At 66.6% G+C, this 15,723-nt stretch carries 14 protein-coding genes; 9 read left to right on the top strand and 5 right to left on the bottom strand.

What is annotated here, in order from left to right:
• Positions 1 to 54 precede the first annotated feature (54 nt).
• Genes bufB through OTER_RS03705 form a run of 3 tightly spaced genes read left to right on the top strand, consistent with a single transcriptional unit; the run spans position 55 to position 2,408 of the window.
• Complete coding sequence (gene bufB / locus OTER_RS03715; protein ID WP_012373562.1) at positions 55 to 939, top strand: MNIO family bufferin maturase; 885 nt, start codon at positions 55 to 57, stop codon at positions 937 to 939.
• Positions 936 to 1,892 carry an HvfC/BufC N-terminal domain-containing protein gene (locus tag OTER_RS23620; RefSeq protein WP_012373561.1) on the top strand — a complete coding sequence of 319 codons (957 nt, stop codon included), beginning with the start codon at positions 936 to 938 and terminating at the stop codon, positions 1,890 to 1,892. Before bufB ends, OTER_RS23620 begins: the two co-directional genes overlap by 4 nt.
• Positions 1,893 to 1,946: 54 nt before the next feature.
• The gene (locus OTER_RS03705) at positions 1,947 to 2,408 is read left to right on the top strand and encodes a DoxX family protein (RefSeq protein WP_012373560.1); all 462 of its coding nucleotides are present in this window, start codon (positions 1,947 to 1,949) and stop codon (positions 2,406 to 2,408) included.
• 16 nt (positions 2,409 to 2,424) lie between these two features.
• Here the strand turns inward: OTER_RS03705 and OTER_RS03700 are convergent, their stop codons facing one another.
• From OTER_RS03700 to OTER_RS03680, 5 genes are all read right to left on the bottom strand, one after another.
• Positions 2,425 to 3,171, bottom strand: a complete 747-nt coding sequence (locus OTER_RS03700) for an RDD family protein (protein ID WP_012373559.1) — start codon at positions 3,169 to 3,171, stop codon at positions 2,425 to 2,427.
• Positions 3,172 to 3,270: 99 nt separating this feature from the next.
• A complete protein-coding gene (rsgA, locus tag OTER_RS03695; protein WP_012373558.1) occupies positions 3,271 to 4,374 on the bottom strand; it encodes a ribosome small subunit-dependent GTPase A in 1,104 nt (367 codons plus the stop codon).
• A 292-nt stretch (positions 4,375 to 4,666) separates the two neighbouring features.
• Positions 4,667 to 5,632, bottom strand: a complete 966-nt coding sequence (locus OTER_RS03690) for a threonine dehydratase (protein ID WP_012373557.1) — start codon at positions 5,630 to 5,632, stop codon at positions 4,667 to 4,669.
• Between the two features lie 85 nt (positions 5,633 to 5,717).
• Positions 5,718 to 6,026 (bottom strand): YhbY family RNA-binding protein, encoded by a 309-nt coding sequence (locus OTER_RS03685; protein ID WP_012373556.1) that lies wholly within the window; start codon positions 6,024 to 6,026, stop codon positions 5,718 to 5,720.
• 210 nt (positions 6,027 to 6,236) lie between these two features.
• The gene (locus OTER_RS03680) at positions 6,237 to 6,950 is read right to left on the bottom strand and encodes a pseudouridine synthase (RefSeq protein ID WP_012373555.1); all 714 of its coding nucleotides are present in this window, start codon (positions 6,948 to 6,950) and stop codon (positions 6,237 to 6,239) included.
• 27 nt (positions 6,951 to 6,977) lie between these two features.
• Between OTER_RS03680 and OTER_RS03675 the strand changes: the two genes are divergently transcribed.
• The 6 genes from OTER_RS03675 to OTER_RS03650 all read left to right on the top strand — a co-directional run bounded on the left by OTER_RS03675 (position 6,978) and on the right by OTER_RS03650 (position 15,636).
• Positions 6,978 to 8,903, top strand: a complete 1,926-nt coding sequence (locus tag OTER_RS03675; RefSeq protein ID WP_148217995.1) for a hypothetical protein — start codon at positions 6,978 to 6,980, stop codon at positions 8,901 to 8,903.
• Positions 8,904 to 9,052: 149 nt separating this feature from the next.
• Positions 9,053 to 10,690 (top strand): ATP-binding protein, encoded by a 1,638-nt coding sequence (locus OTER_RS03670; protein ID WP_044891544.1) that lies wholly within the window; start codon positions 9,053 to 9,055, stop codon positions 10,688 to 10,690.
• 143 nt (positions 10,691 to 10,833) lie between these two features.
• Positions 10,834 to 12,321, top strand: a complete 1,488-nt coding sequence (locus OTER_RS23615) for a PAS domain S-box protein (RefSeq protein WP_012373552.1) — start codon at positions 10,834 to 10,836, stop codon at positions 12,319 to 12,321.
• Positions 12,322 to 12,430: 109 nt separating this feature from the next.
• Entirely contained in the window at positions 12,431 to 13,558 is a 1,128-nt protein-coding gene (locus OTER_RS03660; protein WP_012373551.1) for a Gfo/Idh/MocA family protein, read from the top strand.
• A gap of 236 nt (positions 13,559 to 13,794) precedes the next feature.
• A complete protein-coding gene (locus OTER_RS03655; RefSeq protein ID WP_012373550.1) occupies positions 13,795 to 15,009 on the top strand; it encodes an MFS transporter in 1,215 nt (404 codons plus the stop codon).
• Positions 15,010 to 15,189: 180 nt separating this feature from the next.
• Positions 15,190 to 15,636 (top strand): YXWGXW repeat-containing protein, encoded by a 447-nt coding sequence (locus tag OTER_RS03650; protein ID WP_012373549.1) that lies wholly within the window; start codon positions 15,190 to 15,192, stop codon positions 15,634 to 15,636.
• The last annotated feature ends 87 nt before the right edge of the window (positions 15,637 to 15,723 follow it).

The following is a 15,723-nucleotide window of genomic DNA, read 5'->3' as shown; positions in this document are numbered from 1 at the left end:
TGGCGCTTCGCCTCGACTCACTCGATCCACCTCAACCCAACCACGTCGCTCGTCATGCCTGCCAACGCCTTCAACGCCCACACCGACTACGGGATCGGGATCGGACTTCGCGTGCCGCACTACCAACACATCCTGGAGAGGAAGCCCGTCGTCGACTGGTTCGAGATCATCTCCGAAAATTTTATGGTGGGCGGCGGGCGCCCCCTGGCTGTGCTCGACCAGATCCTCGAGCAGTATCGAGTGGTCCAGCACGGCGTCTCCCTGTATTTCGGTTCGGCCGACAAGCCGGACCGCGAGCACCTGAAGCGCTTGAAAGCGCTGGTGCGGCGGACGAAGACCCCGTGGCTGTCCGATCATCTCTGCTGGGGCAGCGTTGACGGCACCTACACGCACGACCTGCTGCCGATGCCCTACACCTTCGCGGCGGCCAAGCGCACCGCCGAAAAAATCCGCCACGTGCGCGATTTTCTGGAGGTGCCGATCTGCGTCGAGAACGTGAGCAGCTACGCGGAGTTTCACGCGAGCGAGATGACCGAATGGGAATTCCTCAGCGAGGTCGTGGAACGCGCGGACTGTGGAATTCTGCTCGATGTAAACAATATCTATGTCTCGTCGCTGAACCACGGTTTCAATCCCTACGATTACGTGGACAACGTGCCGCACCAGCGGGTGGGGCAGATGCACGTCGCCGGGCACACGAATTTCGAAAAATATACGCTCGATACGCACGACCATCCCGTCCTCGACCCGGTCTGGCGGCTCTACGCCCACGCGACCCGACGGTGCGGGGTGACGGCCACCTTGCTCGAATGGGACGACAAGATCCCGTCCTTCGACGAAGTGCATGCCGAGGCGCTCAAGGCGAACGAGTTTATTGACGGAGCCCGCGCCGCAACGGACGCCATCGGCCGTCGGCCGCACGGCCAGACCGCGAGATGAAAGCGTCATCGGCGCCGCATCGGCGATTCCGCGGCCAGGGTCTGGCGGCGGCGGCGCGGGCGGACTCGCCAGCCCGACTGCGCGCGTTCCAGCGCGCGCTGAAAGACGCGCTGGTGCGGCCGCTCGCGGTGGGTGACCGGGTGCCAGCGCAGGCGATCGACGGCCGTCCCATGGCCGAGTTTGCCGGGGAATTCATCAAGCCGAACGACCGGCTGACGTCGCTCGAGCGCCTGCAGATTTATCACCGGATGTATTGGTATCGGTTGCTCGATTGCTTCGAAGACGACAATCCCGGCCTGTGCGCGTTGTTGGGCCGGCGGCGCTTCCACCGACTGGCGCGCGCCTACCTCGCGGAGTGTCCGTCCCGCTCTTTCACGCTGCGCAACCTCTGCTCGCGACTCGCGGCGTTCATTCGTGCGGAGCCCGGTTGGACCGCGCCGCGCACGGCCGCGGCAGTGGACATGGCTAGGTTCGAATGGGCGCAGACGGTCGCGTTCGATGCGGAATCGCTCCCGGTGCTGAACGCATCCGCGTTGGCGGCGGTGTCGGCCGCGCGGCTGCGGCTCGGCTTGCAGCCTTACCTTGCATTGTTGGCGCTCCAACACCCGGTCGACGACTACGTGATCCGCGTCAAGCAGCGCGAGGCCTGGCGAAATGCAGCGAGCCATGCGCAGATGACCGGCGTCCGGAAAACTCCCGCCGCCACCTTGCCGCGACTGCGGCGCGAGCCGGTGTTGGTCGCAGTGCATCGGGTGAATCACCAGCTTTACTACAAGCGGCTCGAGCCGGCGGCATTCCGAATCCTGACCGCCTTGCGTGACGGCCAGCCGCTCGCTCGCGCCGTCGCGGAAGCCGGATCGGGGACAACTGCGGAGCAGATCCGCGGGTGGTTCGCGCTTTGGACCGAGCTGGGATGGTTCTGCCGCCGAACCACCCGGCGCCTCCAAGACTAGTTCCCTCACACCCACTCCGCCACTGCGCTCGTCCCCTCCTTTCTTCGTTTTGCCATGAAATTCGTCGCCGCCTGCACCGCAATCGAAGCCGCACTCGCCCGGATCGGCGCAGCGCTGCAATCGCCGCTGCTGCTCGTCGTCCGGGGATGGTGGGGCTGGTCGTTCACCCGCACTGGCTGGGGCAAACTCACGCACCTCGAACGAACAACCGAGTATTTCGCGAGCCTGAACCTGCCGATGCCCAAGCTCAACGCGCTGGCGGCGGGCGGGACCGAGTGCCTGGGCGGCTTGCTGCTGTTAGTGGGACTATTTTCCCGCGTGGCGTCACCGGCGCTGATTTTCGTAATGCTGGTGGCCTACGTGACGGCGGATCGGCAAGCGCTGCAGTCGATCGCGACCGATCCCGACGCGTTCACGGGTGCGGCGCCGTTCCTGTTTCTGTTCGCGGCGCTGCTCGTGTTCGCGTTCGGGCCGGGCCGATACTCGGTCGACGCGTGGGTGCGAAAACGGCCGTGACCGTCGTTGCCTGCCATCAGGCCTGCACCACTTTGGTGCCGGCGATCAGATCGTGGACGCAGCGCTGATCGTCGCGAAAAATAAAGCACCAGTCGGTGAGATGGAATCCCGGCCGGAGCAGAATCGGTCCGACGAACGGCAGCAGGCCCGCCACCACACCGATCAAGGTCACCAGCGCCTCGCGCATGAGCCAGGCGTGCACGAACCCGGCCTTGGTGTCGTCGAGGCGCACCACGCGTATCCGCAGCAGCAGTTTGCCGATCGATTGGCCGCGCACACTGAGCAGCCACACCTGCACGACGAGTTGCAGGAGCCAGCCTCCGGCCAGCAGCAAGCCGCCCATGCCGAGTCGCGTGAGGTTGAGTTCACTCGCATCGGGTTCGTGCCCCTGCATCGCGGCCGTTACGATTCGCATGAAGTCCGGGCCGATCATCAGCAGGCCGGGCACAGTGCAGATCAGCTCGATGATCCAATCGATCACGCGTGCGCCGAGTCGTGCGCCGCGGCCCGCGAGGGCGGCGCCGGAAGGGGACACCATGGTCGTTTCGGCGACGCCACCCATCGGCGGTGGAACAGCGGGCGCGGCAAACTCGGGAAAATCGCCGAGCGCGCGCCACTCATCGGTGCCCAGCGCCTTTGCTTTCGTCTGCAGATTGGCACGTCCCGCTGCGATCCACGAGCGCACCTGCGCCGCCGTTGCCGGACCGTATTCCTTGCCGTCTCCGCCGATGATCGTGAACATGCGCTCCAAGCGAACGTGCATCCCTGCAAACGTCAACGACGTGGCGTGAGTGTCAGGGCGCCCGCCGGGAGGTTTGGGCACGCGTGAACGACCCCGCGTGCCGAAACCGTCTTGTCGCGGCTACTCCCAGCGTCCTTCGATCCGCTCACGGGCGCGCTGTCCCTGGTAGATCTTCTTCCAACGATCCCGTTCGGCGCGGGCGAGCACGGGATCGACGCGCCGCGCGGCGTAGGCCTGCTCGCGTTGCAGCTTTTCGTAACTGGCCCAGCGCGTCGGATCGAGCGTGCCGTCGTCCAGCGCAGCGCGCACCGCACAGCCGGGCTCGCGCTGGTGCGTGCAGTCTGGGAACCGGCATTCGGCCGCGAGCGCGGCGACTTCAGGGAACGTTTCGGCGACTGCAGACTCGTCGACGCCCCAGAGCTGGAGTTCGCGCAGTCCGGGGGTGTCGATCACCAGCGCCCCGCCCGGCAGCGCGAGCAGTTCGCGATGCGTCGTCGTATGCCGGCCCTTGTTCATGGCGTGACTGAGCGGGCCGGTGTCCTGGCGTTGCTTGCCGAGCAGCCGGTTGATCAACGTGGATTTGCCGGCGCCGGAGGAACCGAGCAGCGCGACCGTCGCGCCGGGCACAAGCCACGGTGCGAGCGCGGCGATGCCATCGCCGCGCGCCGCGCTCAACGTCACGACCGGCGCCGTGCGGGTGATGCGCCGCACCTCTGCTTCGGCGCCGCGCGCGTCGGGATGCAGGTCGGACTTGTTGAGCACGACGACAGGTTGGGCTTCGCTGGCGCGCGCCACGGCGAGGTAGCGCTCGATCCGGCGCAGGTTGAAGTCGCGATCAAGTCCGGTGACCAGGAACACCGTATCCACGTTGGTCGCGAGCACCTGTTCCGCGTCGGCGTCGCCCACGGCGCGCCGGGTGAAGGCGGTGCGACGCGGCAGCACGGCGTGAATGTCGCCGACGAGCGCGACGCCCGCACCGCTGGCCAGCGATTCGGGGCGGAGTCGGACGGCGACCCAATCGCCGACGGCGGGGAGTGCCGCGCGGGTGGCGGTTTCATGTAGCAGCCGGCCGGTGCACGTGGCGGTGATTTCGCCGCGTGCCGACAGCAGCACGCAGGCATGTTTGTGCTCGAGGGCGACGCGTGCGGGCAGGAAATTTTCGGAGGCAAAAGGCTGGAAGGCGCCGGCAAAAAAGTCGTCCCAGCCGAGAGAGGAGAGTGTCATGAGAGTGAACGAGTGACGAAAACGCAGAACAGGAGAACCAGGGCACGCGCCAGCGGCCCGCGGCCGCGCGCGAAACAAAAAAGCCGCCCCGATGGCGGCTGCGTTTTCGAACAATCGAACGAACGCGTCAGAGCGACGCGCGCAGGCCAGCCAGCGGGAGCGAGGGAAAGACAATCTCGGTCATAGAGGGCGATGGATGGCGTGGAAGGAAACCTCTTGCGAGGCGAACGCGACGACGACAGCGCGGAACGCGTGCCACGTCAATCCGGCAGTAGGGAGCCGCCGACACAGTTCAGGCGGCGGCAAGTACCTGCGCCAGCAGCGCGCTGTCGATGTTGCCGCCGGTGAACACCACACCGACGCGTTTGCCGGCGCGCCGATCCTTTTCCTGCAGCAGGGCCGCGAGCGCCGCGGCGGCGGCACCCTCGATCGCGTTGTGCGTATCCGAAAACGCTGCGCGGAGGGCGGCGGCGATTTCCTCCTCGGTCACTCGCACCACCCCCGCGACGCCGCGCAGTATATGCGGGAAGGCCTCGGCGTTGGGCGTGGAGCAGGCGAGCCCATCCGCGAGGAGGGTGGTCGACGGATGCGTGACGATCTGCCCGGCCGCAAAGGACAGCGCGACGGCCGGCGCGCGATCGGCGGCGACACCGATGATCGGCGTGGTCCACCCGAGTGCGTCGCGCGCGGCGATCATCGCACAGATGCCGGAGCCGAGCCCGATCGGCACGTAGACGGCATCGAGTGGCGGCGCCTGCCGAAGAAAGTCGAGGGCGGACACGGCGACCCCGCAGACGAGATCGCGGTGAAATGACGGCACCAAGTGCAACTCGCGCCCGGCGGCGAGCCGCCGGGCGTGTTCGAGCGCTGCCTGGAAATCTTCGCCGTGTTCGACCAGCTCCGCGCCGAGTGCGCGCATGGCGCTGTTTTTCTCCGGATTGTTGCCGCGCGGCACGACGATGGTGGCAGAGAACCCGTAGCGGCCGGCGGCGAACGCGACCGACTGCCCGTGGTTGCCGCGCGTCGCGGCGATCACGCCGCACAGCGCCGGCTCGCGCTGCCGCAGCCGGTCGAAGTAGACGAGCCCGCCCCGAACCTTGAACGCGCCGAGCGGGGCGTGGTTTTCGTGCTTCACCCAAACCTCGCAGCCGGCGCGAGCATTCAACAGCGGCCAGCTGTATTGCGGCGTCGAAGGCACCACGGGGCGAACGAGCGCCGCGGCGGATTCGATTTCGGCCAGAGAGGGCAGCGGGGGCATGAAGCGAGTGCGCCGTCCGGACACCGGAAGCGCAAGCGGCGAACCGCTGTAAGCTCGAAAAACGCGCCGACTGCGTGGAAAGTGGCTACGGCAGCGCGATGCTGCGCTCGGCGGGCTCGGGATTCTGGCGGTAGAACAACGCCGTGTGTCCGACCGAGCCCACGCACACACAGCGACCCTGATCCGCGATCTCGTCGCAGAGGCTGGCGCGTTCGTCGCGTTCCACGCCGAGGAAGCGCAGCTTCACCAGTTCGTGTGCGCGCAGCTGCTTCTGGAGCTCGGAGTAAAACGCCGGCGTGAGCCCGCCCTTGCCAACTTTCAATGCAGGCTCGAGCCGCTGGCCGAGTCCGCGAAGGAACGTGCGTTGGGCGCCGGTGAGCGGGAATTCGTACATGCAGGTCCGCTACTGATGCGAAAACGCGCTGCGGCGAAAGGATATTCGCGGGCACGGTTCGATCATTTCGCAGAATGGCGTGAGGAGGCGGAGCGCGGTGCTTTCAACGCGCGGGTTGGTAGCTGCGTCGATTACGATGCGGTCCGCACGGCGAAGTCGTGTGGCGACAGGAAAGCGCCTTGAGGGCAAGTCGCTCCACCTCGAGCCATGCTATCGTGCGAGACCAAACCGCGCGGCAAATTCGTCGAGCGGCAGTTCACGCCAGGCGCCGGGCGCGAGATCGTCGAGGGCGAGGTGCCCGAACCGCGCGCGATGCAGCGTGAGCACAGTGAGGCCGCAGGCGGCGAGCATCCGACGAACCTGATGGTAGCGGCCCTCGGTGAGCGTGAGTTCCGCCTCGCGCGGTCCGAGCAGCCGCAACTCGGCGGGCGCGCAGGGATGCGCCTCGCCCTCGAGCTGCAGCGTGCCGCTCGCGAACAGCGGAACCAGATCCGGAGAAAGATCGCGGTCGACGGACGCGCGATAGACTTTCGGCACCTTGTGTTTCGGCGAGGTGAGCCGGTGCACGAGCAACGACTGATCGGTCAACAGCAGCAGCCCGCTGGTTTCCTTGTCGAGCCGACCGACGCTCGTGACCGCCGGGTTGCGCCGGCGCCAGCGCTCCGGCAGCAGCGAGTAGATGTTTGGGCCTTCGCGCTCGTCATGCGAGCAGACGAGCCCAAGGGGTTTGTGCAACAGCAGGAGCAGGCCGTCCGGATGGTCGAGTGGCTCGCCGTCGATCCGCACGTCGGCCGCCGCGGCTTTCTGTCCGGAATCGTTGGCCGCTTCGCCACCAATAGTCACCCGGCCTGCTTCGATCCAGCTGCGCGCTTCACGACGACTGCAATAGCCGAGGTTGGCGAGGAGCTGGTCGAGCCGGCGCATGGCGAATGCTCCGGAACAAGGCACAGATTGCGCAAAGAGAAAAGCCGGATAGGCGGGCGGTCGGGTGTGGTGACGGGGAGCCAACCCCGCCGGCGCGGGTCGGTGGGGTATCCGGGCCCGTTCAGATTAGGCTCGGCATTGGGCGGCGCATTTGGGATGCGTGTGCCTCGTCTACAACTTATGGCACTTTGGGAATACAAGGTCATCACCAGCGGCAAGGGTGGATTCGCCACGCCAGCGCTGCTGGAAAAATTTCTCAACGACCTCGGACGCGAGGAGTGGGAGATCATCGATTTTCGTTCGGCGCCCGAAAACCCCCTCGCTTTCACCGGGCTCGCCCGGCGACCGACGCAGCGGGACTGGACGCTCGAAGATGCGGCCGCGGCCGCAGCGAAAGCCGAAGCGGAAAAACTCCGCGCGGAGTTTTCGGCGAAGTTCCAGGCCGCGACGGCCAACGGCGCGGCGGGCGAGGAGAAGACGCCGAGCTTCCTCGAGGAAACCATCGCGCCGGAGGATGGTTTCCGGAAACCGATCGACACCTCACGCGACAGCGATCCGGAGGCGGCGGAGGAGGACGCGGCCGAGAAATCCGAGTGGGACGCGCTCGAGGCCGAGGACGAGCTGCCGTCGTTTTTCGATGCGCTGAAGCCGCATATGCGCCGCAACCAGCGCGGGCCAGGCATGTCGGTCGGCACCGATTACCTGGCGAAAAAATGGGGGCTCGACGAGAGCGACATCAAGAACGCGCTGGTCGAATGCGGGCTGCAGATTCCGGCGGACGAAAACGCGAAGCCCGTCTACGTCGAATACGATGGGGATCTTTACTGGGTGAACATCAATCGCCGCGGCGAAGTTTGGATCAACACGCGCGAAAAACCCCGGCCGGTGTTCCGAGTCGTGCAGGCGACCAAGCTCGCGCCGGAAGCGGCCGAGGAGGTCAAGACGGCCGATGAGCAGCCGCAGAAATCCGAGGGTCGTGGCCGCCGCGGCGAAGAGCGCGGGAATCGACGCGAGGAAAGGCCGGCGAAGACCGAAACCGTCCGGCGGACCGACTCCGGGGAAGCTCAGCCGGAAATGCCGGCGCCCGCGGGCGAAAAGGCGGAGGCAGGCGTCGCGGCCCCCGCGGCGACCCCGGATGCGCCCAGCGAACCGCTGCCGGAAGGTCCCGCATTGCTTGAAGGGATCCGCCCGCTGATGCGGCGGAATCGCCGCGGGCCCGGCGGTTCGGGCAGCACCAGTTTCCTGGCCCGGCGGTTGAGGTGCAGTGAGGCGGATCTGATGGCGGGTTTTGCCAAGCTCGGGCTGGTGTTGCCGGCGACCGGCGAGCCACCGAAGAACGTCGAGATCGGCAACGAAATCTGGTGGCTCAACCAGGATTCGCGCGGCGGCGTGTGGATCAACGGCCGTGAGAAACGGGCCAACGAGAAGACCCCGCCTGCGTCCGTCGGCGAAGCGGCACCGCCCGCGACGGCTCCTGCGCCAGAGGTGGCGCCGACCGCGGCTGAAACCACGGCCCCGCTGCCACTCGAGCCTGCTCCGGCCGCGACGGGTTCGGCCACCGGATTGACTGCGCCGGCGGGACCGGCCGAGGTGGATGCCGGCAAGGTGTTTCCGGCCGTGCGACTGTTGTTGAAGGAAACGCGCACAGGTTCGCTTGCCGGCAAGGTCGATCGCGTCGCCAGCGAGTTGGGCCGGACGCCGGAGGATTTGACCGCGGCACTGGTCGGCGCCGGGCTGAAGGTGCCGGAGAAACCGCGCGAGAAACCGGTGTTCGTCGAACACGCGGGCGAGATTTTCTGGTTCAACCGCAACGCCAAGGGCGAACTCTGGGTGAACGCGAAAGCCTCGAAGTTCTCGGACGCCGCCGCCCCCGAAGGCGGGACGGAAGCCAAGCGCCCCCGGCGCCCCCGCTCACGCAAACCCGCGGCACCGTCGACCGAGCCGGACGTATAAGCGATCCTGTACGATCAAGTTGGCGCTGGTCTAACCTTGCGCCAACCGGTCGGGGCTGCAGACTCGCGGCCACTGTGACGCGGCTACGCTCGCTGTCGTGGAGGTGCCTGCTGGGGACGTTGCTCATCGCCCCGTCGGCTTTGCTTAGCATGGACCAGCCGGCTCTGGCGTCGCTGACGTTCACCGCCGCGGAGGTGGAGTGGATTGCGGCCCATCCGGTGGTGAGGGTCGGACTCGATCCGAGTTGGCCGCCGTTCAGTTCGGTCGACGCGCGTGGCAACTGCGTCGGCATCGACGTCGATTTGCTGAAGCGGCTCGGCCGGCAACTGGGGATCACGTTTGAGTGTTCGACGCGCGGCAGTTGGGAGGAGGTCTACGCGGCGGCGCAGCGCGGCGAGTTTGACGTGCTGGCGGGAACGGCGAGCACGCCGGAGCGGGAGAAGGACTTCATCTTTACCGAGCCATATTTCCGATTCCCCGTTGTGATCGTCACGCGTACGGACGAGCCGCTGCTCTGGTCGGTGCTGGATCTGGGCGGCCGGAAACTGGTGGGCGTGCGCGGTTATGCCCCGACCTCGGAGATGCAGCGGCGCTATCCCGATCTCGTGGTGGACCTGGTCGATACCGTGGAGCAGGCGATGAATCGCGTGGCCGACGGTGAGGCGGATGCATTTGTCAGCAACCTGCCCAACGTCAGCTTTGTGGCGAAGACGCATGGGCTGACCAACCTGAAGATCGCGGGCGTACTGCCGGAAAGCTTCGACTTGCGCTACGCGGTGCGCCTTGACGCGCCGATCCTCCGCAGCCTGCTCGACCGGGCGATCCGCCGGCTCTCCGAGGCCGAGCGGCAGGCGATCGTGCATCCGTGGATCCGGGTGGATTATGCGAAGGTGATCCGCTGGGACATCGTGTGGAAGACGGCGCTTGGGATCCTGCTGGTCTTCGGCACGGTGATCGGCGCGGTGGTCTATCACAACCGGCGGCTGGCGCGCGAACTGCAGGCGCGCATCCGGTTGCAGCATCAGCTCGAGGAAACGGGGGACGCGCTGATGCGGTTGAACGAGGAGAAGACGGAGCTGCTGCAGATGGCGGCGCACGACCTGCGTGGGCCGTTGACCGGCATTCAACTCGTGATGGACGCCAGTCTGCGGATGAACGCGGTGCCGCAGGGAGAAGCGTTGCGGATGGTCGACGAGCAGGTGCACCGGATGACGACGCTTCTAGGCAACCTGCTCGATGCCGACGCGCTGGAGCATGGACGGCGGGAGTTCGTGTGCGAGCCGATCGAACCGGCGGCGATGCTGCGGGCCGCGGTAGCTTCAATCCTGCCGATGGCCGACCACAAGGCCATCCGCCTCGATACGAACGCGGTGCCCGCGACGATGCCGCCCGTGCAGGCGGATGCGACGGCCCTGCGCCAAATCCTGGATAATTTGCTTTCGAACGCGCTGAAGTATTCCCCGCGCGAAAGGACGGTGACGCTGGCGATGGAGCAGCGAAACGGCGCGGTGCGACTCGAGGTGCGCGATCAGGGCCCGGGCGTGGCGCCGCACGAGACGGAACGGATTTTTGTGAAATACGCCCGCGGCACGGCGCGGCCCACCGGCGGCGAGAAATCGACCGGACTGGGGCTGTCGATCGTGCGGCAGCTGGCGACCGCCATGAACGGCCGCGTGTGGTGCGAACACCGGCCCGGCGAGGGCGGCTATTTCGCGCTGGTGATTCCGCTCGCCGGCCTGCCGACGCCGTCGATCGCGGGGCCGAACGCCGAAACGAAGCCGGGGTAGTGACCTGCGGACTTTCCTGATCCGGGGCGAGATGCCCGGCGGCGGGAGGCGCCGCATTTTTAGCCTCGGCGAGCACCGGCCCTAATGGTTGGACCGCATCCGTAAAGCTTCACGGGCGAAAGTCGAAGAGGGATGGCCCACGCATGACCAGACCGACCCCGCTTGATGCAGCCCGCGCGTTCCGGATCGACGAGATGTTCTTTTCGACGACCGATCCTGCCGGCCGGATCCTCTCCGGCAACGAGGTCTTCGTGCGCGTTAGCGGTTACGACCGGGCCAAGATGATCGGCCGGGCGCACAACCTGATCCGGCACCCGCACATGCCGCGCGCAGCTTTTCGGATTGTTTGGGAACATCTGCAAAGCGCTCGCCCGGCGGTCGCGCTGATCAAGAATCTCGCGTCGGACGGGCGGCACTATTGGGTGGTCGCGTACCTCACGCCGATCCGCGGCGGATTTTTGTCGATCCGGTTCAAGCCCTCGAGCGCGTGGCTGCCGGCGGTGGAAGCGCTGTATGCGCAGATGTGCGGGTGCGAGCGGGAGCATGAGGAGCGCGGCGCCAGCCGCGACGCCGGCATGGATGCCGCGGCCGCGATTTTGCAGCGCGTGCTGCGCGAGCGCGGTTTTGACAGCTACGAGACGTTCATGCGCACGCTGCTGCACGACGAGATGAAATCGCGCGATGCCGCGCTGGCCGCGCAGGGGCTTCGGTTGTTTCCCGAGGCGATCGAAGCCGGCGAGGGGCGGGGCCGGCTGGCCGCGATCCACGAGCATGGTTGTCGGGCCTATGAACAGATCAACGCGCTTTACGCCCAACTCGACGATTTCGTCCAGCTGAACGAACAGATCAGCACGCAGGCCGGGCAGGTGTTGGAGCAGACGGCGGACTTTCGGTTCATCGCCTTCAACGCGGCGCTGCGCGCGGCGCGGCTGGGTGAGGAGGGACGCAGCCTCAGCGTGATCTCGGAGCATCTCGGCGCGATTTCGACGGGGACATCCCGGCAGGTTGGCGGACTCGTCGAGCAGATCGGCGCGGTGACCGACCGGTTGCGCGTGGTGATCTTCAGCCTGGCCGCGGCCCGGCTGCAAATCGAGATGGTGTTGAGTTTTTGCGCCGAGCTGGCGGTGACTCGTGGGGCGGGGGAAGAAGCCGGGCGGCGCGGGATGATTGCCGACCTGCAGCTGGCCTTCAGCGACACGGCGGCGCGCGGGGGCGAGGCGCTGGGCGGCTTGGGACAACGGCTGGGGGCCTTGGAAGGAGCCGCCGAGGATCTGCGCCGGAGCGTGCTCACGCTGCAGGTCGCGCAGGTGACCGGGATGGTTGAGGCGACCCGGTTGCGCGACGACGACTCGTTCGCGGTGATGTTTGGCGATCTTCGCAGCCGTGTGGAATCGACCAAGCTCCAACTCGCCGAGCTCGGCGGCATCGGCAGCCGGCTCGCGCAGCTGGCCGGTCAAACGCCGGAAATCACGGGCGCGATGCTGGCGGCGGCGCGGCGGATGGCTGACGAGGTCGCCGCGCTCGGGGGTGATGCGATCGATGCGACAGGATCCGAACGGGGTGCCGCGAGGCCCGGTGGGTTGGACGACGCGCTGGCGGCAGTTCCGGCGGAGGCCGGCGTGGCGGGATAAGCCGGCTGCGAGATATGACGCGCCGTCCGGGTAACTTTCCCGGCGGGTTGTTCGCCAAGCGCAACGATCTGATTACGTCGGTCAACATCGGCAGAGGAGAAGCACGTTCATGAAGACTTTCACCCCGCTCACCCGGCGCCGTTTCATCGGCCAGCTTTCCATCGCCACCGCGGCGGCCTTGTCGCTGCCGCGTTCACTGCGGGCCGCCACGTCCGCGACGTCCGGCAAAAAGCTGGGCATCGCTTTCGCCGGCTTGGGCGGCTACGCCACGCATCAACTCGCCCCCGCCATCGCGGAGACGGAGCACTTGCGGATCGCCGGCGTCATCACGGGCACGGCGTCGAAGGGCGAGCAGTGGCGACGGAAATACGATCTGCCGGCCGGGAGTGTTTACAGTTACGAGACGCTGGATCGCGTCGCGGACAATCCCGAGATCGACATCGTGTATGTGGTCACACCGCCGGGCACGCACCGCGATCTGGTGGTGCGCGCGGCGAAGGCGGGCAAGCACGTGATCTGCGAAAAACCGATGGCGACGAATGTGGCCGACTGCGACGCGATGATCGCGGCCTGCCGCGAGGCGGGGAAGCAGCTGGGGATCGGTTACCGGCTGCATTACGAGCCGCACCATCAGATGCTGGATCGGCTCGCGGCCGATCCGCAGTTCGGGCCCTTCAGAAAAATGCAAGGCGGGTTTGGCTTTCGGATGCCGGGTGGGCGGCCGTGGCGGTTGAACAAACAACTGGCCGGCGGCGGGCCGTTGCCGGACGTCGGGATCTACGTCATTCAGGCGGCGCGTCGGGGGGCCGGTGGCGTGTGGCCGGTGGCCGTGACCGCGAAAGAACATCCGAAAACACGGCCGGAAGTGTTCACCGAGGTCGAGGAAACGATCACGTGGACGATGGAATTTCCCGGCGGAGCGACGGCGGAGGGCTGGTCGAGCTACAACGATCAACGCAATGATTTCCGGGCGGAGAACGCCGACGGGCGCAACTGGCTCGAGATCGGGCCGGCGTACACCTATGGCGGGCTCGAAGGCCGCACGAGTCGCGGAGCGATGGACGTCCGCAACATCAATCAGCAGGCGGCGCAGCTGGAGGATTTCGCGCGGTGCGTTCTCGAAAACCGCGAGACGCCGGTCGGCGGCGAGATGGGTCGGCGCGACATCGCCGTGATCGAGGCGATTTATGCTTCGGCGGCGGCCGGAGGAAAACGCGTCGAGGTGCCGGGCCTATAGGTCCCATGGGACGTATAGGCCCTGTGGGACGCGTGGCATAGGCGATCGGATTGGCTGCGCCGCGCGTGCATCGTGGCCAGGGGGTTTGGGCGGGAACCGCTTCTGCGGGTCCGGGCGCCGCCGATGCGCCGTCGAGTTTGCGCTTCCCCCCAGCCGAAAATCAAATTTGCTGAACCTATTCCGGTTCCCCAGCGTCGTGCCCCACGACCCCAAACCCCTCGTGCTCGGATATCTCTATGAGTAAAGACAACGCCTCCAGGCTGTTTCTCGCCAGCTGCCTCGCCCTGATCGTGACCGCGATGACCTTCGCGATCCGCGCGGGCGTGCTCACCGAATTGAGCAAGAACTTCGGCCTGACCGACACCCAGCTCGGTTGGGTGAACTCGATGGCGTTTCTCGGTTTTCCCGTCGCGATGATGGTGGGCGGACTCCTCTACAATTACCTCGGCGCGCGCGTGCTGCTGTTCATCGCGCTCGTCGGACACATCGCGGGCCTGGTGCTCACGATCATGGCGGGCGGGTTCTGGGGCCTGATCATCTCCACGTTCTTCATCGGCTTCGCCAACGGTTCAGTCGAAGCCGCCTGCAATCCGCTGATTGCCGACATGTATCCGCGTAACCAGACGACCATGTTGAGCCGGTTCCATACCTGGTTCCCGGGCGGCATCGTGATCGGAGCGCTCGTGTCGCAGGCGATGACCTCGGCGCAACTCGGATGGCAGCTGCAGATCGCGGTCATGCTGATCCCGACGGCGATCTACGGCTATCTGGTGTTCACGACGGAATTCCCGAAGTCGGCGAACATCGAGACCTCGACGGGCACGAACATCAAGAGCCTCTTCACGCCGCTCTATCTGTTCATGATCCTGTGCATGACGCTGACGGCGACGACCGAGCTCGGCACCCAACAGTGGGTCGGCCGCATCCTCAGCGAGACGGGAGCGCACCCGATGATCGTGCTCGCGCTGGGCACCGGTCTGATGGCGATCGGTCGGCAGTTCGCCGGCCCGATGGTGCACAAGCTGCACACCGTCGGCGTGCTGTTCGTCTCTTCGATCCTCGCGGCGATCGGAATTTATCTGTTGAGCACGGTGACCGGCGGCATGGTGTACGTGGCGGTGATCGTGTTCGCGCTGGGCGTCTGTTATTTCTGGCCGTGCATGATCGGCTTCGTGAGCGAATACATTCCGAAGACCGGTGCACTGGGCATGTCGCTGATGGGCGGCGCGGGCATGTTCGCGGTGTCGATCTGGAATCCGATCATCGGAAACTGGATCGACAGCAATCGCGCCGAGGCGGCGAAGACGTTGACGGATCCCTCCGCGATCGAGCTCGCTGCCGGACAGTCGACGCTCGCGAACATGGTGACCTTCCCGCTCGTGCTGATCGTCGCCTTCGCGATCCTGTTCGCGTTGCGCGGCCGGCTGGAAAAAGGCGCGCATACGCGCTGAGTGCGCGCGGCATCGTCCGCGTTTTCTTCCGCAACGCCCGTCATTCCGGCGGGCGTTTCGTTTTGCATCCGGCAACTGCGCAGCAGCGCCGCAGGAAACCGCCGGATGCGGCACCGCGCGGAAATCGCTGGGCTGCGACCAAAGAACCGCATGGCGGTTCGCCGGTCAGCGACGCGAGCTATGAAAACCTCAAACTCTCATCCGGCAGCGACGCGCGCGCGAGCGCGGTTTGCGGCGGTTCTGGCCTTGTCCGGTGCGGCGGCTTGGCTGGGCGGCTGCGCGACCGAGCCGGAATCGCATGTCGTTTCCGCTCCTCCGCCCGGCACTCCCGTGGCCACGACCACGGGAACGGCCGCCACGGTGGTCACCACGCCGGTCGCGACCCCGGCCGGCCAGAACACCATCGTTGTCACCCAAGCTCCGCCTACGCCCCAACAGGAAGTCGTGAGCGCGCGTCCGAGTTCCGATCACGTCTGGGTGGGCGGCTATTGGACGTGGCGGAACAACCGCTACGAATGGGTCGCCGGCCACTGGGCCGTTCCGCCGCATTCCGGGGCCGCGTGGATTCCGCCGCGCTGGGTGCCGGAGGGCGGAGCGTATCGGTTCTACGAAGGCTATTGGGAATAGTCCGGGGGCCAGGGCCGCGCAGGTGCGACCCACCCGTGATGCCGTTCGCGCCCCGCTGGCGCGACGCGTCAGGTGGTGCGCCCAAGC

The sequence above is a fragment of the Opitutus terrae PB90-1 genome, assembly GCF_000019965.1.
GTDB classification, from domain to species: Bacteria; Verrucomicrobiota; Verrucomicrobiia; order Opitutales; family Opitutaceae; genus Opitutus; species Opitutus terrae.
The sequence above is the reverse complement of the archived record's forward strand: the minus strand, read 5'-3'. Positions and strand labels throughout refer to the sequence as shown.